This is a genomic window from Roseateles sp. UC29_93 (assembly GCF_042695725.1).
GTDB classification, from domain to species: Bacteria; Pseudomonadota; Gammaproteobacteria; order Burkholderiales; family Burkholderiaceae_C; genus Roseateles; species Roseateles noduli_A.
In genome coordinates, this window is record NZ_CP170545.1 from 6,284,343 (window position 1) to 6,304,595 (window position 20,253).

General features: G+C 64.4%; 22 protein-coding genes and 1 pseudogene. 13 read left to right on the forward strand and 10 right to left on the reverse strand.

The window, feature by feature from the left end; genetic code table 11:
• Nucleotides 1-66 precede the first annotated feature (66 nt).
• From ACFJIX_RS29080 to ACFJIX_RS29095, 4 genes are read right to left on the reverse strand one after another with little or no spacing between them, the layout of a single operon-like run.
• Nucleotides 67-522: a hypothetical protein gene (locus tag ACFJIX_RS29080; protein ID WP_377156312.1), complete on the reverse strand. Its 456-nt coding sequence runs from the start codon at nt 520-522 to the stop codon at nt 67-69.
• Complete coding sequence (locus ACFJIX_RS29085) at nt 495-1,487, reverse strand: hypothetical protein (RefSeq protein WP_377156314.1); 993 nt, start codon at nt 1,485-1,487, stop codon at nt 495-497. Before ACFJIX_RS29085 ends, ACFJIX_RS29080 begins: the two co-directional genes overlap by 28 nt.
• Nucleotides 1,484-2,608, reverse strand: a complete 1,125-nt coding sequence (locus ACFJIX_RS29090; RefSeq protein WP_377156316.1) for an ATP-binding domain-containing protein — start codon at nt 2,606-2,608, stop codon at nt 1,484-1,486. The genes ACFJIX_RS29085 and ACFJIX_RS29090 overlap by 4 nt, the downstream gene beginning before the upstream one ends.
• A 60-nt stretch (nt 2,609-2,668) precedes the next feature.
• Nucleotides 2,669-4,087: a protein kinase gene (locus ACFJIX_RS29095; protein ID WP_377156317.1), complete on the reverse strand. Its 1,419-nt coding sequence runs from the start codon at nt 4,085-4,087 to the stop codon at nt 2,669-2,671.
• A 532-nt stretch (nt 4,088-4,619) separates the two neighbouring features.
• Here ACFJIX_RS29095 and ACFJIX_RS29100 point away from each other — a divergent pair.
• The 5 genes and pseudogenes from ACFJIX_RS29100 to ACFJIX_RS29120 form a co-directional block, all read left to right on the forward strand.
• Nucleotides 4,620-4,886 (forward strand): annotated as a pseudogene (locus ACFJIX_RS29100) (alpha/beta fold hydrolase); the annotation flags it as partial.
• A 19-nt stretch (nt 4,887-4,905) separates the two neighbouring features.
• Entirely contained in the window at nt 4,906-5,490 is a 585-nt protein-coding gene (locus tag ACFJIX_RS29105) for an alpha/beta hydrolase (protein WP_377162134.1), read from the forward strand.
• An 89-nt stretch (nt 5,491-5,579) separates the two neighbouring features.
• Nucleotides 5,580-6,194 carry a Dps family protein gene (locus ACFJIX_RS29110; RefSeq protein WP_377156319.1) on the forward strand — a complete coding sequence of 205 codons (615 nt, stop codon included), beginning with the start codon at nt 5,580-5,582 and terminating at the stop codon, nt 6,192-6,194.
• Nucleotides 6,195-6,216: 22 nt separating this feature from the next.
• Complete coding sequence (locus ACFJIX_RS29115; RefSeq protein WP_377156320.1) at nt 6,217-7,101, forward strand: exodeoxyribonuclease III; 885 nt, start codon at nt 6,217-6,219, stop codon at nt 7,099-7,101.
• A gap of 154 nt (nt 7,102-7,255) precedes the next feature.
• Complete coding sequence (locus ACFJIX_RS29120; protein WP_377156321.1) at nt 7,256-8,827, forward strand: hypothetical protein; 1,572 nt, start codon at nt 7,256-7,258, stop codon at nt 8,825-8,827.
• A 103-nt stretch (nt 8,828-8,930) separates the two neighbouring features.
• Here ACFJIX_RS29120 and ACFJIX_RS29125 read toward each other — a convergent pair whose 3' ends face one another.
• A complete protein-coding gene (locus ACFJIX_RS29125; protein WP_377156323.1) occupies nt 8,931-9,842 on the reverse strand; it encodes a LysR family transcriptional regulator in 912 nt (303 codons plus the stop codon).
• Between the two features lie 210 nt (nt 9,843-10,052).
• On the opposite strand from ACFJIX_RS29125, the gene ACFJIX_RS29130 reads away from it, so the two are divergent.
• The 6 genes from ACFJIX_RS29130 to ACFJIX_RS29155 all read left to right on the forward strand — a co-directional run bounded on the left by ACFJIX_RS29130 (nt 10,053) and on the right by ACFJIX_RS29155 (nt 14,491).
• Nucleotides 10,053-10,406 (forward strand): cyclophilin-like fold protein, encoded by a 354-nt coding sequence (locus tag ACFJIX_RS29130; RefSeq protein ID WP_377156325.1) that lies wholly within the window; start codon nt 10,053-10,055, stop codon nt 10,404-10,406.
• Between the two features lie 71 nt (nt 10,407-10,477).
• Nucleotides 10,478-11,032, forward strand: a complete 555-nt coding sequence (locus tag ACFJIX_RS29135) for an alpha/beta hydrolase (RefSeq protein ID WP_377156326.1) — start codon at nt 10,478-10,480, stop codon at nt 11,030-11,032.
• Nucleotides 10,921-11,577 carry an alpha/beta hydrolase gene (locus tag ACFJIX_RS29140; protein WP_377156327.1) on the forward strand — a complete coding sequence of 219 codons (657 nt, stop codon included), beginning with the start codon at nt 10,921-10,923 and terminating at the stop codon, nt 11,575-11,577. The genes ACFJIX_RS29135 and ACFJIX_RS29140 overlap by 112 nt, the downstream gene beginning before the upstream one ends.
• Nucleotides 11,574-12,797, forward strand: coding sequence for an MFS transporter (locus ACFJIX_RS29145; RefSeq protein WP_377156329.1), 1,224 nt, complete (start codon nt 11,574-11,576; stop codon nt 12,795-12,797). Before ACFJIX_RS29140 ends, ACFJIX_RS29145 begins: the two co-directional genes overlap by 4 nt.
• A 229-nt stretch (nt 12,798-13,026) precedes the next feature.
• Nucleotides 13,027-13,824, forward strand: coding sequence for a hypothetical protein (locus tag ACFJIX_RS29150; protein ID WP_377156331.1), 798 nt, complete (start codon nt 13,027-13,029; stop codon nt 13,822-13,824).
• A 37-nt stretch (nt 13,825-13,861) separates the two neighbouring features.
• Nucleotides 13,862-14,491 carry a hypothetical protein gene (locus ACFJIX_RS29155; RefSeq protein ID WP_377156333.1) on the forward strand — a complete coding sequence of 210 codons (630 nt, stop codon included), beginning with the start codon at nt 13,862-13,864 and terminating at the stop codon, nt 14,489-14,491.
• A 79-nt stretch (nt 14,492-14,570) separates the two neighbouring features.
• Here ACFJIX_RS29155 and ACFJIX_RS29160 read toward each other — a convergent pair whose 3' ends face one another.
• The 3 genes from ACFJIX_RS29160 to ACFJIX_RS29170 all read right to left on the reverse strand — a co-directional run bounded on the left by ACFJIX_RS29160 (nt 14,571) and on the right by ACFJIX_RS29170 (nt 16,014).
• Nucleotides 14,571-14,984 (reverse strand): hypothetical protein, encoded by a 414-nt coding sequence (locus tag ACFJIX_RS29160; protein WP_377156335.1) that lies wholly within the window; start codon nt 14,982-14,984, stop codon nt 14,571-14,573.
• 130 nt (nt 14,985-15,114) lie between these two features.
• The gene (locus ACFJIX_RS29165; RefSeq protein WP_377156337.1) at nt 15,115-15,282 is read right to left on the reverse strand and encodes a hypothetical protein; all 168 of its coding nucleotides are present in this window, start codon (nt 15,280-15,282) and stop codon (nt 15,115-15,117) included.
• Between the two features lie 36 nt (nt 15,283-15,318).
• Nucleotides 15,319-16,014, reverse strand: a complete 696-nt coding sequence (locus ACFJIX_RS29170) for a LysR family transcriptional regulator (RefSeq protein WP_377156339.1) — start codon at nt 16,012-16,014, stop codon at nt 15,319-15,321.
• 146 nt (nt 16,015-16,160) lie between these two features.
• Here ACFJIX_RS29170 and ACFJIX_RS29175 point away from each other — a divergent pair, with 146 nt between their 5' ends.
• Nucleotides 16,161-16,910: an SDR family NAD(P)-dependent oxidoreductase gene (locus tag ACFJIX_RS29175; RefSeq protein ID WP_377156341.1), complete on the forward strand. Its 750-nt coding sequence runs from the start codon at nt 16,161-16,163 to the stop codon at nt 16,908-16,910.
• 136 nt (nt 16,911-17,046) lie between these two features.
• Nucleotides 17,047-18,177 (forward strand): SDR family NAD(P)-dependent oxidoreductase, encoded by a 1,131-nt coding sequence (locus ACFJIX_RS29180; RefSeq protein WP_377156343.1) that lies wholly within the window; start codon nt 17,047-17,049, stop codon nt 18,175-18,177.
• Here ACFJIX_RS29180 and ACFJIX_RS29185 read toward each other — a convergent pair.
• Together ACFJIX_RS29185 and ACFJIX_RS29190 are read right to left on the reverse strand one after the other, a co-directional pair.
• A complete protein-coding gene (locus ACFJIX_RS29185) occupies nt 18,140-19,003 on the reverse strand; it encodes an alpha/beta fold hydrolase (RefSeq protein ID WP_377156345.1) in 864 nt (287 codons plus the stop codon). The genes ACFJIX_RS29180 and ACFJIX_RS29185 overlap by 38 nt on opposite strands.
• 74 nt (nt 19,004-19,077) lie before the next feature.
• A complete protein-coding gene (locus ACFJIX_RS29190) occupies nt 19,078-20,079 on the reverse strand; it encodes an alpha/beta fold hydrolase (RefSeq protein ID WP_377156346.1) in 1,002 nt (333 codons plus the stop codon).
• Between the last annotated feature and the right edge of the window lie 174 nt (nt 20,080-20,253).

Below are 20,253 nucleotides of genomic sequence, written 5' to 3' on the forward strand. Positions count from 1 at the left end.
TTACGGGCATACCAGCCGACGGTCCGCGGATCTACCCCATCAGTCCCGCACGATGTCGGCGCGCCCTTAGCTACCGGACCCGTCGCGCTTGGTCTTCTTTGAACGACTCGCCTTTACGGTCGCTGGAGCTCCGGTGGGGTGGTCAAGGTCGAGCGACTGCTGACCTCGTTCACCGAGCTCGCCGTCAGTGGATCCCGAGGCACGGACAGCGACTCTGATGATTTGATTCAGCGCATCAACAAGCGAGCGCTCTCGGACCGATACCGCAGGTGCTGCCCGGGATTCCTCGACCGTGCCATGCCCCAAGCGGACCTGTAGGACCACGCCAGGCACCACTTCAACACCCAGCGTACGCGGCAACATCTTTGGCAACGCGACCAGATGATCGATATCGTCAAACGTGCCGGCTAGCCAGCTGAACTCAGCCCATCCAATGTCTGCGGTCGGAGCGTCGGTCCACGCGAAATCGGGGCGCAACAAGCGCTCAGCACCCTTCACCGCCCGCAGCCAAGCAATGTCCACGCGCGCGGTCCCGCCAGCGCGGCCATAAGACCGAACCACGCAAACGCGGTCGGGGCTAGCTTCTGGAATCGGTTAAGCAGAAACGCATGTGATGTGCTCCGTCCAACCATGAAGCAGCCTGCCGCAAGCAGCGTCGCGCCAAGTCCGCCTAGTTCTACTGCGGGGAGCGCCGCGATTGCTTGCGCCAGCTCGGTGAATGCCATCACACGATGCTCCACAGAGTCGCTTCGAAGCCCCGGGAAGCGGCTAAGGAACTCCACATCCTGTAAGCGTGCGTTTGGAGCGCTATCCCGCAAATGCGCAATGCAAGCATCCACCACCAACTGCGCCGCTTCGTGAGGCTCAAGATGCCCAGCGACGGTGGCGGTGCATAACGCCCAAATCGGCGCCAGATGGTCCACACCAATTGCTCTTCGGCCCAAACGGGCGTCGTCACACAGAATTCTCAATCTATCGACGCAAACGCGTGTCGGCTCGCCATGCCCGAAGAGGCTCGCAGTCCTGCCCACGGGAAGACTCAATGAGCTAGCGATTCGCGACAGCGGCATCGCCTGAAGGTCTACTTCGGAATCTGCTTGTGCAAGCGTCTCTCCAACGGCCACCGATGCCCAGCGCTCGGGTCGGAAGCTGTACTCGGACGTTGAACTACCGATGCGCCCAAAGATGTCCCAGTCGGTCAGGCGTGCCACCCGTGCAAACTGGCTGATAGGGAAGGCTTCTTCGGCATACACCCGCAGCCATGAGAGCGTCTCGACCGCCGAGTTGTCCGGGATGACAACCGCCGTAGGCTGCGATGCCGTCCTTGCTCCATACGACAGAGGCCTATAGCCGAGCGCCAACGCACCATGTCGCAACTCGAGATCGGCGGGGCTCAGCGCGCCGCCCCCCCTCGGCTCTTCCTCTCCGAGCAGTACGTCGATGAGATCCTCTCGTGCAACGGCAAACCAGCGGACGTCTTGCTTCATGCCTTCTCCTCAAAGAGGTCGTCGAGGTCCACCAACTTTTGCTCTGCAAACGCGTTTTCTAACGCCTTGCTAGTTTCTCCGGTCCGGTACACATTCAGCGCTGTTTTTGCTCGGGTAATTCCCGTATAGGCGAGTTTTGTCCTGCGAAGAGGATAGCCAGCCAACTCCTCAGCGCCGTAGATATGTACCGCACGAAACTCGGTACCTTTAGCGCTGTGCAATGTCATTACATGAATGCGCTTGTCGGACGAGAAGGAAGCCTCACCGTCGCCATTGTGGTAGGCCACCAAATCTGAAAGGTCCGTCTTTTCAAATCGCTCCTTCAGCTCGGCAATTGTCGCCTGAGTCCCGGAAAAAACTCCGATGCTGTCGTCCTTGAACGCAATCAACTGAACCCTTATCAACGTCTCCATTTCTGAAAACTGCTCATCTCGACTCTTCAATGACACCAACTTCGCCGTTGAAGTACCCTGAATCTTAGGGTTGTAATTCGCTGTTGCCTCAAGCCCAAGACTCCCATCCAAAGGTGGCATTAGCTTATCGGCAACTTGAGCAATCCGTTGCCCAATTCGAAAGTGACTCGTGAGAGTGTGCGGCGTTAAATTCAGCTTTTCGGCGACGGCAAGCCCGTCCTGTTCGTAAATACCTTGACGCCCATCGCCGCAAATACACACCTTATCACTGAGACAGAGCAGGAGCTCCAATTCACCCACCGAAAGATCTTGCGCTTCATCCACGAATATAGCGCTGTACACCTTTGATGTAGCCAACCTAGCATTCGCCTCTTTTAGTTTAGCGACAATCTCAGCCCGCCTTGCGTCATCGAATTGGCCATTCGTCGGACTGGCACCAAAACCAAGATGGTCAACAATATGACCACCTGCCCAAGAATGAAACGTCTTTACTTGATCTGCAGAAATCAAGCCACTCTTTCCAATCCCCGAGCGTATAAAATCCGAGAGCGCTCGACTGTAAGTAACAATCAGCACATTTTTCTCTCCCGTGCCGGCAATATACTGAGCCCGGAGAAGAAGAAGATTCGTCTTTCCAGATCCGGGTGGTCCCACTAGAGAATACCTCCCTTGAACAGGCAACTTGATGAACTCTGCCTGTTCTGGCACCAGCTCGTTCTTCGACCTCCACCAGCTTGTCCTCATAGTTCCCCCCTTGATTTTGCGCCCTTATATGGCGGCGTCATACAGCGTATCGACTGCCGCATTTGCCGCCTCGATTCGAGACAAAGCTGTAGCAATCAACTCCGCCAAGTTATTGGAGATGGCAGCCACCACCTCATCATCAGCCCCACCGATGGTGGCTTCAAAAACCGGCTTGAACTCCACGGCAATTGTCGAGTCAGCTGAACCGGGCGCCAAAAGCTTCGCTCCGATGAGAATATGCGCGCGCTTCTCGTATGGATTTGCGCCCCAATCGGCTCTGCAGACAAGGCCGAGTCCAATGAATTTATTAGGCGTGAGCAGAAAAACAATATCGGATCCAGCGCCCGCCCAATCCGCCTTCATTGCCAGCGGCAACTGATTACTGCAAGCCTCCAGCAATTCGGTTCTAACACGTTCGAAGATTCTCTTAAGGTAAGTAGAACGCTCGAAGTCAAGACGTGCGGCTGCAGCCTGTTGTGAATTACTACCCAGATGCGCCACACCCTTGGCCAGCCGACTTTTAAGAGCACTTAATGCACTGTTCGAATTATCAAACTGAAAATCTTCCCACCCCACAAGGGATAGCCTAGTATCCAAGTCTTTTGTCAAACATCGCAAAGCAACAGATTTCTCAAGTGCGAGCCTCTTTGTATCGGGATCCGAAAATGATAGGGGTTTAGTCAAGACTGCTCGAGCGACGAGCCAGCGGTTACCTAGCGCCACTTCGTGCTGGAACAGCGGCTCTTTCTTGATCAGATCGTGAAGCACGGCTCCCACCTGATAGAAGTTCAATCCTCGCCACAACTTTTGAGTGGGCTGATCGAGCCGGAAAAGATACTCGGGAGAGCTATATTGAGCGGTAGCTAAGAAGGGGCGTCGAGCTCCAGCATCCGTAACCGCAGCATCGTTCTCTTCCTGTAAATCAAATTCCCGCGCAACGCCAAGGTCAAGTAACGTGAGTCGCTTGTAGTCTGGCGAGACATGGATGTTCTCGGGCTTAATGTCACGATGGACAATGTTCAGACTCTCTAAGAATCTGACCGCTTCTACGAGCTGGCTCATAAGCGGGCCTACGGCATCGTCGGGCACGAGGCTCAAACATTTTGTTAGCTGGGGCCATTCAACGAATTCCATCTCGATGAATGCCGTGCCTTCAGCTTCCATCGCAAAGTATGTCTGGATTAGGCTTGGACACCCATGCCCAATTAGCCTCCGCTGCACATCCAACCGCCGCCTGCTAGCGGCAGCAGACTCACCTTGAAACAGCGCCGGGTCAAAAACCTTGACCGCGCGTAGTCCACCCTCGCGACGAACCTTGAACACAGCAGCGGACCCTCCCGCGTCAAGGAACTTCACGGCCTCTTCAGCCCCTCCTGTCGATACCAGAAAGCGCTGCAGGCGTCCCTCGAGATCTTGGATGATCTTTGCGTCTAGAGCTGGCATATGTCCCCCTTCCCGAAACATACCAGCAACTGGGAAATTTATGCCACCCCGTTCATCGGGGACTTCGATCTTGAAACTCCCAGTGCATTGGCATATTGGTCAGGACCTCGCTAACGGTCACCGTATAACGGAATTCGCGCACAAAACCCGACATCCCATTACCCTTGGTTTTCCCTAAGAAACCAAATGCGTAGTGAACTGCTGGCAGGGTGGGCAACAGGTTTGCATCGAAGAGGCGACTTCTGCACCGTCGCGCTCTGCCACGCGGTCGTGGCACGACCTGAGGCTTAGCAACGTCAGGCCCGTTGAGCGACTCCAACGTGACCATCTTTGTCGTAGCTAGAGTGCCCTGGCTTTGAACCGAATTTGCCTCTCCAGATCTCGCACGGATCGCGCCGCGACCACGGTTCCCCGCATCTGTTGATGCCTGCAAGACAACATGCCGGTGCTTCCCGCAGCCTATCCGTTGGCCAGTCACGTCCCTAGCATCGGCAACGCTGATCCAGCGATTGCCCCGTGCCTGAAGGACGCCATGATTTCCCAACAACATACCGCGCACGTCAACGGCGTGCGCCTGAACTACGCCGTCGCCGGACAAGGCGAGCCCGTGCTGCTCTGGCATGGCTTTCCGGGCACCTCACAGTCATGGCACAAGGTCGTGCCCCTGCTCGCCCGGACCCACACCGTGATCGTTCCCGACATGCGCGGGTTTGGCGATTCCGACAAGCCGGCTCACGGCTATGACGCGCACACGCTGGTCGGGGACTTCCGCGCGCTGCTGCGGGAACTCGACATCGGCCCCCTCCACATCGTGGCCCATGACATGGGGCGCACCGGCGGCGTTGGTCTGGGCCGGCCACCATCCCGACGAGGTGCGCACGCTGGCCTATCTGGACGAGCCCATCATCACCGCCGAGAGTCTCGCGCGACTGATGCAGTTCACGCCGGAAGGCACCGCACGCGGCGGGCTCTGGTGGTGGCCGCTGGCGTTCGCGCCTGGACTCGCGGAGACGCTGTTCTCCAGCCATGAACGGGAGGTGCTGTCCTGGTTCTATGACAACTACTGCGCCAACCCCGGCGCGGTCAGCCAGGCGGCGTTCGACGAGACCATGCGCACCTTCGCCGCGCCGGGTGGCGTGAGCGGTGTGCTCGGCGTCTACCGCGCGATCTTCGAGACGCAGGCGCAGACGGAGCGCTTCCTGCGCGACAAGGTCCGCGTCCCGGTGCTCGCGCTGGGCGGCGACGCGAGCTTCGGCGACAAGACCCGCGAGCTGCTGACGACCGTGGCCGAGAACGTCCAGGGCGGCGTGGTCGCCCACTGCGGGCACTTCATCCCCGAGGAACAACCCGATGAGCTGGTGCGCCTGCTGAAGGCGTTCTGGGACGGCGCCGCGCAGCGGTAGTCCGTCGCGCATCGGCCCGGCCGCCGCGCGCAATGCGGGATCGGCAATTGCCTGAGGCCGAGGTCTTTCCCACTGTTCTGGAGTTCCGCATGGCTACCAAGAAGAAGTCTTCCCCGAAGGCGGGTCGCGTCGACGCCGCCCACGCCGCCACGACCCCGACGATCGACAAGTCCGTCAAGACCCAGTCGCAGGAGACCCAGCGCTTCGGCGAGGTCATCAAGATGCCGCACGGGCTGCCCGAGGCGGTCGTCAAGAAGAGCGTGAACTCGCTCAACCAGGTGCTGGCCGACACCATCACGCTGCGCGACATGTACAAGAAGCATCACTGGCAGGTGGTCGGGCCGACCTTCAATCAGCTGCATCTGCTCTTCGACAAGCATTTCGAAGCCCAGGTCGAGCTGGTCGACCTGCTGGCCGAGCGCATCCAGATCCTCGGCGGCGTGTCGCTGGCGATGGCCGCGGACATCGCGGAGGAGACGCGCATCCCCCGCCCGCCGCGCGGCCGCGAGCCGGCCACCGTGCAGCTCAGCCGCCTCATCGAGGCCCACACGATGATCCTGACCTACGCGCGCGAGCAGGCCGAGAAGGCCAGCGACGCCGGCGACTCGGGGACGGACGACCTGCTCGTCAGCGACGTCGTGCGGACCAACGAGCTGCAGGTGTGGTTCCTGTCCGAGCATCTGGTGGCCGCCTCGCCGATCTGACGCCTCGTGATGCGGTGACGCCGTGATCGTCGCGACCTGGAACGTCAACAACGTCCGGAAGCGACTGGACCAGTTGCTCGACTGGCTGGCGCGGCGCCGACCCGACGTCGTCGCGCTGCAGGAGCTGAAGACGCCCACGGAGGACTTCCCGGTCGACGCCCTCCGCGAGGCCGGCTACGAGTCCGTCGTGGTCGGCCAGAAGACGTGGAACGGCGTCGCCCTCCTCGCCCGCGGGCATGCACCGCTGCCCGTGATGAAGGCGCTGCCCGGCGACGCCAAGGACCGACAGGCGCGCTACGTCGAAGCCGCCATCAACGGCGTGCTGGTGGCCGCGATCTACCTGCCCAACGGCAATCCGTTTCCCGGCCCCAAGTTCGACTACAAGCTGGCGTGGTTCGAGCGGATGCGCCAGCGCGCCGATGCCCTGTGGAAGGAAGGCCATCCAACAGTCCTCCTGGGCGACTGGAATGTCGTGCCCACCGACGCCGACATCTACAAGCCGGACACGTGGAGAGACAACGCGCTGCTGCAACCGGAAGCACGTGAAGCCTTCGCGGCCATCCTGGAACAGGGCTGGACCGACGCGCTGAAGACGGCGCACCCCAAGGACACACCGTTTACCTTCTGGGACTACCGCCGCAAGCGGTGGGAGCGGAATGCAGGTCTGAGGATCGACCACATACTGGTGAGCGCCGCGTTCAAGGTCGTGGCCGCCGGCGTCGACCGCGAAGAGCGCGGGACGGACAGCCCCGAGCGACCACGCGCCTGTGTGGGCGGAGCTCGCTGCGTCGAAGCCGAGGAGGAAGAAGACAAGCAAGGCCGCCGTTTGAAGGCAAGCCCTGACCCCGGCCTCTCAACATCCGTCGTTGGCGTTGACACCGCAGACTTCCAGCCTCCTGAAGGATGAATCTTCCAAGAGGCGAATGACGCCGTCGCCGTGTTCTCGAATGCCGCGACGGGCTCGGCATCTCGGCGCCCCGAAATCAGCAAACCACTGATGGACCGTGGGAAGCGCGGCCGAAAAGATGGCGGCGGACAGTCCCTTCCGCCGGAGATTCGACATGCCACGTCTTCCACGCACCGGCCACGACGCGCCTGCCATCGTCCCGGCCGCCGAGCGCGACGGGCAGATCGCCGGATCGCCGTTGCAGCACACGCCGGCCAAGGACGCCTGGTCCGCCCAACTTCAGGGCAGCGCGCGGATGCGCGAGGAACGCGCGCTGCACCAGCGCCTGTTCGGCGCCGCCGCTGAGGGGTCAGTGGCCCAACGCACCATCCACCAGTACAAGGACAGCGAATGGTGGATCCGAGAACGCGGCACGAAAGGCGGACACCCGCTGCCCGTCGACGACAGCAAAGGCGCCTTCTTCAACGACGTGACCGGCGTGAACGGAGCCACGTTCGAGGCTGTGCGCGCAGGGCTGGTCGACCGGATGATGGAAAGCGGCGGCTTGACGGAGCTGCCGCAGGAGCAGGGCGAGCTGGACAGCAGCTGGTCGCAGCTGTCCGCCAAGCTGGCCGCCTATGCCAAGGTGAACCTGAAAGCCATCGACGAGAACAAGAAGAGCGAGAAGGACCGCATGCTCACCGTCGGCAACATGTACCTCTGGTACGAAGGCGACGATCTGATGTCACGCAGCACGGCTCACGACGACATCAAGAATGAGAAGACCCTGGCCGGAGAGACTGAGGATTTCGTCTTCGATCTGATGGCGGCGAACAATCAGCTCGCGTTCATCGAGCAGCAGGACTGGTTGAAGAACGGCTACCACGTCTGCATCGAGATGAACTACTACTACAACCGTCCGATGTCGGATGACGGCGCGCTGAGCATGCACAAGGACACGGGCGGCGACAACCTGTTCGTCAACCTCGTCTTCGACAACGAGGAAGACACGCCAGCCACCGAGTGGACCCAGGACCGGGCGCCCATCGACGGCGCCAAGCGCGAGGTGATGACGGACCACTATGCGCTGCCCGACTCGATGCTGACCAACATCGACGCCGCCAAGCAGAAGCTCGGCGAAGCCGACAACCGGGCCGCCGGCAAGGCAAAGATCAAGGGCGGCGTGATGCCCCGTCATGCCTACGTCTCGTGGGTGGACGAACTGGTCTGGCATTCGACGCCGACCCTCGCGAACCGGACCCGCTTCGCCAAGGGCAACGGGAACTGCGAGTACGTGCGCCGCGTGCTCAACAAGACCGGCAAGATCACCGCCTACGGGATCTTCTTCGACGTGATGATCGCCTTGCGCGAGACCTTTCCCACCTCGGTGCTGCACAAGATCAACCTCGACGCGGCTCGCGTGGAGGCCAATCCCGAGGCCTTGCGCAAGTGGCTGGACGACAACATCACGTCAGAGGATGTGGCGAAGCTCAACCTTGAACTCGACGCGCTGATGGAGCTGGGAACGGTCAAGTCCAGCGGCCGGGCCGGCAACGAACTGGACGAAGACGGCGACAAGCAGACGAAGAAGATCTACAAGCCCACCGGCGTTGCCGGGCGCAGCCGCTCGAACAGCGCGGCCAGCAAGCTCCAGGCGGTGAAGGAGGCCGCGGCACGCCAGAAGTTCCGGTCGTTCATCCGCACGTGGGTGCGCATCATGAAAGGCGCCAAGCCCGACGGGTTCTAGGGCTTGTTCGTGCCGCGCAAGCCGCTCGGCGATCAGACCCCGGCAGAGATGTTCAAGCGATGTGTTGCATCGACAGGCTGAATCCGCCAGCGAAAGCGGTCATTCATTTCCTCGACATCGATCGACCGTCGAAGCGCAGGGCGTTCAAGACCAAAGAGAACGCAGGTGAAGGCTGGCGTCGGCTTGGATAGTAGAGGTGGTAGCCCGCAAAGGGTGGGCACCAATCCTCCAGCACGCGCACCAGGCGCCCCTCTTCGACGTGAGACCCCAGCTCATCCTCAGGCAGCAGGGTGATGCCCATACCAGCCAGCGCTGCGTCGACCTGCGGCGGGGCTGTGTTGAAGATCAACGGACCATCGACACGCACGTTCACCTGTTTGCCCTTCTTGGCGAAGTCCCAGACATACAGGCCACCCGAAGTGGGCATGCGCTGGTTGATGCAGCGGTGCTCAGTGAGGTCCTTCGGCGTCCTGGGTATGGGGTGTGAGGCAAAGTAGGCTGGAGAAGCCACAACGGCCATGCGCAGCGGTGGGCCGATGGGTACGGCGATCATGTCCTTGTCGATGGTGTTGCCCAAGCGCACCCCTGCGTCGAAGCGGTCGGCCACGATGTCCCTGAACCCATAGTTCATGTCGAACTCGAGGGTGATGTCCGGGTTCTCCTTCAAGAGCGGCATCAACTTCGGCAGCAGCACCGCATGCATGACTTGGTCACCACAAGTGATGCGCACTGTGCCGGCGGGCTTGTCTCGCAGTGCCGTCAGCGCATCCAGTTCGGCCTCAATCTCGTCAAAGCGGTGTCCTATGGCCTGAATGAGCCGCTCTCCGGCCGGCGACGCCGAGACGCTGCGGGTGGTGCGCGTGAGCAGCCTGATCTTCAGACGTTCCTCGAGCGCTCGAATCGTCTGGCTCAGCGCCGACTGGGTCACGCCCAACACCGCGGCACCCCGGGTGAAGCTGCCTTCACGAGCCACCGTGACAAAGGCCATCAGGTCATCGAGATTTCGCTTCGCCATGGTGCGCACACGTCGATTGATTAGAAATTCTAATAAGCATTATCGCTATTCATTATCTAGTCAGCAAAGCGGCCGATCAGCAAACTTCCAGGCATGCAACGCACCCCACGCACCGACACCCTTGGAAGATCGACGCGAGCATGCCTCGCGGCACTGGTCGGCCTGGCCGGGGGCCTAGGGTCATTCACAGCATCCCCGCAAGGAAAACCCATGAAAGTTCGCCTGACTGTCGACGGACAGGTCGCGATGGCCACGCTGGACGACACCGCCGTTGCGCGCGACTTCGCGGAGTTGCTGCCTCTGACCTTGACGCTGAAGGACTACGCACGCATTGAGCGCATTGCCGACCTGCCGCGCAGGCTCTCGGTGGTCGGCGCACCCGCCGGGCACACACCCACAGCGGGCGAACTGACCTATTACGCGCCCTGGGGCAATCTGGCCATCTTTCTCGAAGGCAACGTGCACGCGCAAGGGCTCGTGCGCCTCGGCCAGGTCGACAACGGACTCGCGGCGCTTCAGCGCCCCGGCCCGTTCAAGGTCCGCATCGAGCGAGCCTCTGACTGACGCAGGAAGCTCGGTCGCGGGGAGCTCATCCCCCCACCCACATCACCCTATCCCTCACAGGAGCCATATCCATGCACGCAATTCCGGAAGAAGGCCAAGCCTCTGATCGACGCGACTTCCTTGTCCAAGCAGCCTCCGGTGCCGCCGCCCTGGGCTTGCTGGTGGCAACCGGAGGGGCTCAAGCCGCACTACCCGCGGTCGCCGGAGCCGACAACTTCTATCGCAGTGACAAGGTCACGGCGCGGAAAGTCGTTTTCAAGAACCAGTACAAGATGAGCGTGGCGGGCAACCTGTTTATGCCCAGAGCTCTCGGGGAAGCTGTCAAAGCCCCCGCGCTCGTCGTCGGACACCCGATGGGCGCTGTGAAGGAGCAGAGCGCCAACCTGTATGCGACGAAGATGGCGGAGAGAGGCTTCGTCACCTTGTCCCTGGACCTGTCGTTCTGGGTGAAAGCGATGGCGAACCGCGCAACGCTGTCGCGCCGGACATCTACGCCGAGGATTTCAGTGCTGCAGTGGACTTCCTGCGCGCACAGAGCTTCGTCGACCGCGAGCGCATCGGCGCCATCGGCATCTGCGGCAGCGGCAGCTTCGTCATCAGCGCGGCCAAGATCGACCCGCGCATGAAGGCCATTGCCACCGTCAGCATGTACGACATGGGTGCAGCCAATCGCAACGCACTCCACCATTCGCAGACGCTTGAGCAGCGCAGACAGATCATCGCCGCCGCCGCAGCTCAACGCGACGGTGAGTTCGCAGGTGGCGCCACGCAATACACGAGTGGAACGGTGCACGAGCTCACCTCCGATACCCACCCCATCCAGCGTGAGTTCTACGACTTCTATCGCACGCCTCGCGGGGAGTACACGCCCAAAGGCGCTTCGCGGCTGACCACCACACATCCGACGCTGAGCAGCAACGCGAAGTTCATGAACTTCTACCCGTTCAACGACATCGAGACCATCTCTCCGCGGCCGCTGCTCTTCATCACTGGCGACCAGGCTCACTCCAAGGAATTCAGCGAGGACGCCTTCAAGCTTGCGGCTGAACCCAAGGAGCTGCACTACGTTCCGGGAGCGGGCCATGTCGACCTGTATGACCGGGTCCATCTGATTCCCTGGGACCGGCTGACCGCCTTCTTCAATCGGCACCTCGCCAAGGCCGGCGTATGACGGCTGCATCGCTCGACGCCGACGCACGCGGCGTGGACGGCAATGGTTCGGAAGCACGACCCGAAAGGTGGGCCGGGGTGTTTGCGATGTCTCTATGCGTCTTCGCACTCATCGCCTCCGAGTTCATGCCCGTCAGCCTGCTGACGCCGATGGCCGCCGATCTTGGCGTCAGTGAAGGTGTCGCAGGACAGGGCTTGGCCATCTCCGGTGCCTTCGCGGTCCTCGCCAGCCTGAGCGTGGCTTCCCTGGCCGGCCGGCGGGACCGTAAAGCGCTGCTGCTCGGCCTCACCGCGCTGATGTGCCTCTCCGGCGGCATCATCGCGCTCGCCGGGAACTTCGCTACCTACATGGCGGGCCGAGCGCTGATCGGCGTCGTTGTCGGTGGCTTCTGGTCCTTGTCCGCCGCCACGACGTTGCGGCTCGTTCCGACAAGCAAGGTGCCCAGGGCTCTTGCCATCCTGAACGGTGGCAACGCGCTGGCCACCGTGTTGGCGGCGCCTCTGGGCAGCTACCTCGGCAGCGTTGTCGGATGGCGAGGAGCCTTCTTCTGCCTGGTGCCGATCTCACTGCTCGCCCTGGTCTGGTTGTGGATCAGCCTACCCGCCTTGCCGGCGCAGGGTCAGGCAACCCGCAACGCGAACCCGGTGAGGCTTCTTCGCGTCGGTCGCGTTGCTCTGGGCATGCTGGCGGTCGGTGTCTTCTTCTCCGGGCAGTTTGCGCTGTTTACCTACCTTCGACCGTTTCTGGAGACCGTGACGCGAGTGCACGCTGCACAGCTGTCCGCCATCCTGTTGGTCATCGGCGTCGCGGGACTTGCGGGGACCCTGCTCATCGGCGCGGTGCTCAAGCACGGGCTGTACCGCACCCTGCTGGCCGCGCCGGTGCTGATGGCGGTGACAGCTGTGGGACTGGCGTTGTCCGGAACGGCAGTCCTCCCCGTCACAGGGCTACTTGCAGCATGGGGCTTCGTGGCGACGGCAACACCAGTGGGTTGGTGGATGTGGATCGCTCGCACGATGCCGAAGGACGCAGAAGCAGGCGGCGGTTTGATGGTCGCGGTGGTCCAACTGGCCATTGCATCCGGCTCGACCCTGGGAGGGGTGCTCTTCGACCATCACGGCCATCTCGGCACGTTCATCGCGAGTGCGGCTCTGCTGTTGGCCTCTGCGCTGCTGGTCTTCGTGACAGCCCGGGCCGACAGGCGTAGCGGCGCCCGATAGGGGCAGACGTTCCCGGTGCGCGCGCGGGCGGACGAATCAGCAATCGACCGATAGCCCGCGCGGTCGGCGCCCCCTATCGTGGCGCCTGCACGTCAACCCTAGCGAGGACGCGTCATGAAGCTCCACGAGGGCCACGCCCAAGCGGCGCCGCGCCAGCCTGCCGCCGACACGGCGCGCAAGACCGGGGGAAACGCCGACCCCGCAGGCTCGGATCGACCAGTCCCCCCGGATGGTCGCGCAGCGCAATGGCCTGCAGGCCCTCCGCGGTGATGCGGTGCGACGCCGGGAGACGCCGACCACGCAGGCTCGGGTCGACGAGTCGCCCCGGATGGTCGCGCAACGCGGCATCCTGCAGGCTCTGCGCGGCGACGCGGTGCAGCGCCGGGGCGCGCCGGTGATCCAGCGCTACGTGACCTTCGACAAAGCCCAGGAGCTACCCGTGGTCCTCGGGCACCAGGGCCCGGAGAGCTATGACCTCAGCACCTCGGAGAAGCTGCTCACGACACTCTTTGGCAACGAGCCGACGGACTCCAAGACCTTCGATACGCTGGGCCCCTTCCTGACCGAGGCGCAACACATCTGCTTCAACAGCGTCGGCAGCGCCGTCAATTGGATCCTGGCGCAGCGCGGGGTGCCGGAGAAATCCAGTGAGCCACGGGAAGAAAAAGAGGAAGAGAAGAAGACGGCGAGCGCGAAGGGCGGGGGCATCGTGTGGGCGTACCGGATGGAGGGCGCCCCCAAGAGCGACAAGCAGCGCTCCGACGTGGCGAAAAATGTCACGCCGCAAGCCGCCCTTGAGACGATCTTGTCCGAGATGGGCGAGAAGCTCGAGGGCCAGGAGAAGCTGATCGTCGGGCTGCGCGAGAAATGGTCCGAGGTTGCGCTGGAAGAAGCCCCCAAGAAACGCGCAGACCTGGCGACCAAGCTGCAGAAGCAGCTGCGGAGCAAGACGCTGGACATGAAGAAGCTCCTGCTGGACGTCTACGCGAAGAAGGGACCTGTTCGACGCCCAGTCCGCGACCGGTGAAATCTTCGCCTCGCGCATCTACCTCGACGGCACGAACATGATCCCGGCGGGCAAGGAAAGCGGCCGGGTGACCGGCCTGCACACGTGGTTCAACTTCAGCGTCGGCTCGGCAGACCACGCCTCGTATTTCGCCTCCACTTTCGGCAGCGACGGCAGCGGCATCGTGATCCGCTTCGCGCTGGAAAAGGGCCTCTGGCGCAAGTGGAAGACGGAGCAGACCGGCCCGCAGGAGCGCCGCCTCGGTCCGAGTTCGCCGAACACGACCACCACGCTCAACGACGTGGGCCAGCCGGGCGTGAAATACGAGATGTCCAGCCCGCAGACGAAGACGTTCTTCGAGGAAGTGGTGGTCAAGGACATCCCGGCGCAGGTGACTCCGCTCGCGCCGGTCAGCGGCGTCTGGAAGCCATCCGACGAGGACGTCGCGCGCACCGTGCAACGCTTGGCCAAGGCGCAGAAGAAACTCGAACAGGAACTCGTGGGTCTCGAGCCGTCGGCACCCGAGTTCGCGACCGAGCGGGCGCAGAACGCGACCGCCACGGAACAGCTCCAGAAAGAGTGGAAGGCGGGGCCGCTCGAGCAGATGAAGGCCCTCTACACGGCCATGAGCCTGACCAAAAATGCGCTCCATTCCGTGCGCCGGAAGAAGGGACCGCAGAACCAGTGAGCCGCCCTCGGGACGTGCGAGTGAATCCGGCGAGCCGGAGAGGGGCGTCAAAAGGCGTCCGATCACAGCCCCAACCGCCCTACTCCTGGCCACCGCGCGACGCGAGCCTGCACGACACCGCCTGTCTCTTCCTCCGATCCGACACCGTGCCTTCGAGCCTGTCCGACCGCGTGCGCAGACGCCAGTGACGTCCCTCGATGTCCTTGAAGGTCCAGCCTTTCAAGCCATCGCCTCGCACCTCGACCACGCCTACCCGTCGGCCCTGCTCCGTCAGCAGCACGCCCTCGGTCATCGGCGCGGTGACGAGCCGACAGGCTTCTCCATCGCAGCCTTCCGCCGCGCTGACCTGACGCCAGTGCATCAGCATGACCCATCCGGTCGCCCGGCAGTGCCATCTGGACTCGGGCATCTCGCCATGGGGAGCCGCCTGGAGGCCCGTCGCAGCCACCAACGCCGGCAGCCCCAGGGCACGAAGAATGGCGCGAGCGTTCATGCGAGTTCCTTCAGATCGATTGCGCCGTGAAGGCCATGTCTGAATGCTAGGAAGCCGTCCGCTCGTCCGGTAGGTCCGCCAGACTCAACACGTCGTTGAGCGGCGCACACCCGTCGACCGCGGTGCCGCATCAGTCCGGCGCCGTGCCGTCGAACCACTCGACGAGGAAGTCGATGAACCGCCGCACCCGTGCCGGCGTGTGCCGCCCGAAGGCGTGCAAGGCATGGACGGGCACCGAGGGCATCGGCAGCTCCGGCGCCGCCTGCAGCAGGCGCCCCTCGCTCAAGTCCTCGCGCACCGACCACGCGAGGATCTGGGGCGACGCCCAGTCCGCTCAACGCCGCCGTCCGCAGGACGTCGCCGAGTCCGTGTCGAACACCGGCGTCGGCTCGAGCTGCCGACCATCCCCGAGCACGATCGGCTGCGGTCGACCGTTCAGCACGTAGCGCAGATGCGCGTGGCGTGAGAGTTCGTCCACCGACGTGGGGCGACCATGCGCCGACAGATAACCCGGCGAGGCGACCAGCACCAGCGACATCCGCGCCAGCAGACGGGCATTCAGCCGGTCGTCCTCCACCTCGCCCACGCGGATCGCCACATCAATGCCTTCGCGGATCAGGTCGACGGGCCGGTCGGTGACGCTGAAATCCAGGTGCAGCGCGGGATGTCTGGGCGCGAACTCGCGCAGGATCGGCAGCGCCAGGACGCGGCCCAGGACCGCTGGCGCCGACACGCGCAGCGCGCCTTGCACGGTGTCGACGGCGCGCACGGCCTCGCCCGCTTCATCGAGCGCGCGCAGCAAGGGCGCGACACGCTCGAAGAAGGCGCCACCCTCCTGCGTGGGGATCAACGCGCGCGTCGTGCGTTGCAACAGACGGACGCCCAGGCGCTTCTCCAGGCGTCCCACGGCCTTGGATACCGCAGAGGGCGTGGCCCCGAGCGCGCGCGCCGCCGCGCTGAACGATCCCATCTGCACGCTGCGTACAAAGGCCAGCAAGCCCTGGGTCTGGTCGGGCGTCGGCATCACCATGGATTGCCCCCTTTCAGGAACAGCGCTTGTGCCTCTCCACCGGCTAGTGGACGGGCATCCCGCTGTCTAGAGTGATCGCCATGCCGCGCGGCCTCGAAACGTCCGCGGTCGTCCTCAAGCAGCACCACACCGGAAAGGAATCCCCCGTGAAGAAACTGGAAGGCAAAGTCGCCGTCGTGACCGGCGGCAACAGCGGCATCGGCCTGGCCACCGCGCAGGCGTTCGTCGAGGCCGGCGCGTCCGTCGTCATCGTCGGCCGCCGCGCGGACGCCGTCGACGCCGCACTGACCCGGCTCGGCCCGCGCGCCACGGGCGTCGTCGGCGACGTCGCCGACCTGGCGACGCACGACCGCGTGGTCGACCACATCGCGCGGACCCACGGCCGCATCGACCTCTACGTCGCCAACGCCGGGATGGCCGTGCTTCAGCCTTCGTCCGCGGTGACGCCGGAGGACTTCGATGCGCACTTCGCCACCAACGCGCGCGGCGTGTTCTTCGGCGTCACCAAGGCCGTGCCGCTGATGGCCGACGGCGGCGCCATCGTGCTGGTCAGCTCCATCGCCGGCACGAAGTACATGGAGAACCACGTCGTCTACGCCGGCAGCAAGGCCGCGATCGAGGCCTTCGCGCGCAGCTGGTCCATCGAGCTCAAGGACCGCCGCATCCGCGTGAACGTCATCAGCCCCGGCCCCGTCGACACGCCCATCCTCGAGAAGCTGGGCGTGGATCCGCAGAACAAGGCCGAGTTCGAGAAGACCGTGTCCGCGGCGATCCCGCTGGGACGATTCGGACGCCCCGAGGAACTCGCCCGCGCCGCGCTGTTCCTCGCGAGCGAGGACAGCAGCTTCATCACCGGCGTCAACCTGCTGGTGGACGGCGGCATGAGCCTGCTCTGATCCCAGACACCGATGGATACGGGGCCGCGCACGGACACCAGGCCGTGCGCGGCCCCGTTGCGTGTCACGACTGTGTTGCCGCGCACGCACCAATGCGAGCGCCTGCGACCAGGCCCCGACTTCCACAATTCCCGCCATGACAAACCCCTTGCAATTCCCACCTTCTCGCGTGGCCGCCGTTGAAGGCGCCAACGGCCTCAACGTCTTCGACGCCCGCTCCACCGCCGACGACGTGCTCGGCGACCTCGACCTGCGCGGACGTCACGTCCTGCTCACCGGCGCCTCGTCCGGCCTGGGCATCGAGACCGCCCGCGTGCTCGTCGCCCGCGGCGCGCGCGTCGTCGGCGCGGTGCGCTCGCCCGACCAGGCCGCCGCCGCGACCGCCGTCGTGCGCGAGGCCGCTCGCGATGGCGGCGGGCTCGACCTGGTCCCGCTCAACCTGGCCTCGCTGGCCAGCGTGCGCGGCTGCGCGCAGGCCCTGCTGCAGCGCGAGCAGCCCTTCGACGTCGTCGTCGCCAACGCGGGCGTGATGGCCACGCCCTTCGCCCGCACCGACGACGGCCTCGAGATGCAGCTGGCGACGAACCACCTCGGGCACTTCGTGCTGATCAACCGGATCGCGTCCCTGATGGGCACGGGCAGCCGGCTGGTCGTCGTCGCCTCGTCCTCGCATCGCGCGGCCGACGGCGACTTCGACGACCTCAACGTCGAGCGCTCGGACTACCACCCGCAACTCGCCTACGCCCGCTCCAAGCTCGCCAACGTGCTGTTCGCCGTCGAGTTCGACCGGCGCCACCGCGATCGCGGCGTGCGCGCCGCGGCGGTCCATCCCGGCACGATCCGCACCGGGCTGGGCCGACACATCGGCCAGGACGTCATGGATCAGGCCGTGGCGCAGATCAGCGCGAGCCTGACGGCGCAGGGCGAGCCGCCCTTCCAGTGGAAGAGCGTCGAGCAAGGCGCCGCGACGTCGGTGTGGGCGGGCTTCGTCGCGCCGGCCGACGAGGTCGGCGGCCGCTTATTGCGAGAACTGCCACGTGTCCGACGTCGTCGATGCGTCCGCGAGCCCGCTGGCCGAAGGCGTCAGCGCGATCGCACTCGATCCCGCAACCGCCGCGCGGATGTGGCGTCACAGCGAAGCGCTGGTCGGCGAACGCTTCTGAGCCCACGGCCCGGGACCTCGCGCATCGCGGGTCCCGGGTTCCCGAGGCACCGGGATCCGCGGCCCCTCACCCGCCGCGCGCCGCCTGGACGATCACCTTCGTGACCGTCTCCGGATGGCTGATCATCGGCACATGCGAGGCCGAAGGAATGGACACCGTGCCGCGTGAGTTCGCGCGTTCGGCCATCCACGCCAGCGCGGCCGACGGGATGTTCCTGTCGTCGGTGCCGAAGACGAAGTACGACGGCAGCGTCTTCCACGCCGAGCCGATCTCGCCGGTGGGCTCGTTCAGCGCGGCATCGGTGATCGGGCGTTGACCGACCGCCATCAGCAGCGCGTCGCCTTCCGGCACGTCCGCGGCGAACTGCTGCCAGAAGCGGTCCTGCCGGATGTAGAGATCCGAAGCGCCGCCGTCCTGCGGCACCGCCGCGGCCAGCGCGCCGCCCAGCGTGCTGCCGGGGAACTTGCCCGACAACGAGGCGCAGCTCTCGCCGGCGTCCGGCGCGAAGGCCGCCACGAACACGAGCGCCTTCACGTTGGGCTTGCCCACGGCCGCCGCGCTGATCACCGAGCCGCCGTAGGAATGACCGACCAGCACCACGGGACCGCTGATGCCGTCGAGCACGCGGGCCGTGTAGCGCGCGTCGCTGGCCACGCCGCGCAGCGGGTTCGCGATGGCCGTCACGGCGTAACCCTGGCCGCGCAGACGACGCGCCACGTGGTTCCAGCTGGACGCGTCGGCGAAGGCGCCGTGCACCAGCACGATGGTCGGGCGCGGCTCGGCGGTCTTGCCGGACGGCTCCGACCTGGCGCCCTTGGCGGTAGCGGCAGCTTCAGCGCGCAGCGGGAGGGCCAGCATCGCGGCCAGCGCCCCGAGCACCAGCAGCGCCGGGATCGAGAAGCCCCGCAGGATTTGGGAAGTGGTGTTCATGATCGTGAGGAAATGAGGAGAAGAAGAGACGCGGCAGGAGACTCGGCACGGCCGCCGGGGCGGCCGATGTCCGATCACGACTGGATGAAGCTCAGCAGGTCCGCGTTGAGCCGGTCCGCATGCGTCTCCGCCAGACCGTGCGGCGCGTCCGTGTAGACGATCAGCTTCGCGCCCTTGACGAGTTGCGCGGTGCGACGGCCGCCGACGTCGATCGGCACCACCTGGTCGTCGTCGCCGTGCACCACCAGCGTGGGCTTGTCGAACTTCTTCAGGTCCTCGCGGAAGTCGGTTTCCGAGAACGCCTTGATCGAGTCGTACACAGCCTTGTGGCTGCCCTGCATGCCTTGCAGCCACCAGTAATCGATCATCCCCTGCGACGGCTTGGCGCCCGGACGGTTGAAGCCGTAGAACGGGCCCGACGGGACGTCCTTGAAGAACTGCGCGCGGTTCTTCAGCAGCGCGGCGCGCGACTCGTCGAAGGCCGCGATCGGCACGCCGTCCGGATTGGTGGGGCCCTTAGCCATCAGCGGCGGCACGGCCGAAATCAATGCGATCCTGGCCACGCGCTTCGTGCCATGACGGCCGATGTAGCGCGCGACTTCGCCGCCGCCGGTCGAGAAGCCCACATGCACCGCGTTGCGCAGGTCCAGCGCTTCCACCACCGCCGCCAGGTCGTCGGCGTAGTGGTCCATGTCATGACCGTCCCACGGCTGGCTGGAGCGGCCATGGCCGCGGCGGTCATGCGCCACGACGCGGAATCCGCGATCGGCGAAGTACACCATCTGCGCATCCCAGCTGTCGGAGCTCAGCGGCCAGCCGTGGCTGAAGACGATGGGCTGGCCGGTCTTCGGCCCCCAGTCCTTGTAGTACAGCTGCACGCCGTCCTTCGTCGTGATGTACGACGAGGACCCGGCGGCCCCGCCGGAGCTCTGGCTGGAGCCCGAGCCGCCGGCGGCGGATGCGCCATGCGCGGCGGCCATCGTCAGCGCCGCCGCGGCCAGCGCGGTCGTGCCGCTGCCGATCAGCAGACGGCGGCGGGACGCGCCGCCGGACAGGTCGATTTCGTTCGTGATCATGGGTGGATTCCTTGTGGGTGATGGAGGGATCGCACATCGCCTGGCCCCGTCCTTCATCCGATGACGACGGAGCAGGCGTCGATGTGACGTGAGAAATGTAGGAATCCGGTCCGATCGCGGCCAGCCCTCGGCGAGTCGTCTCTGTGTTGCCCGACGAACACCAATCGCGGCGGC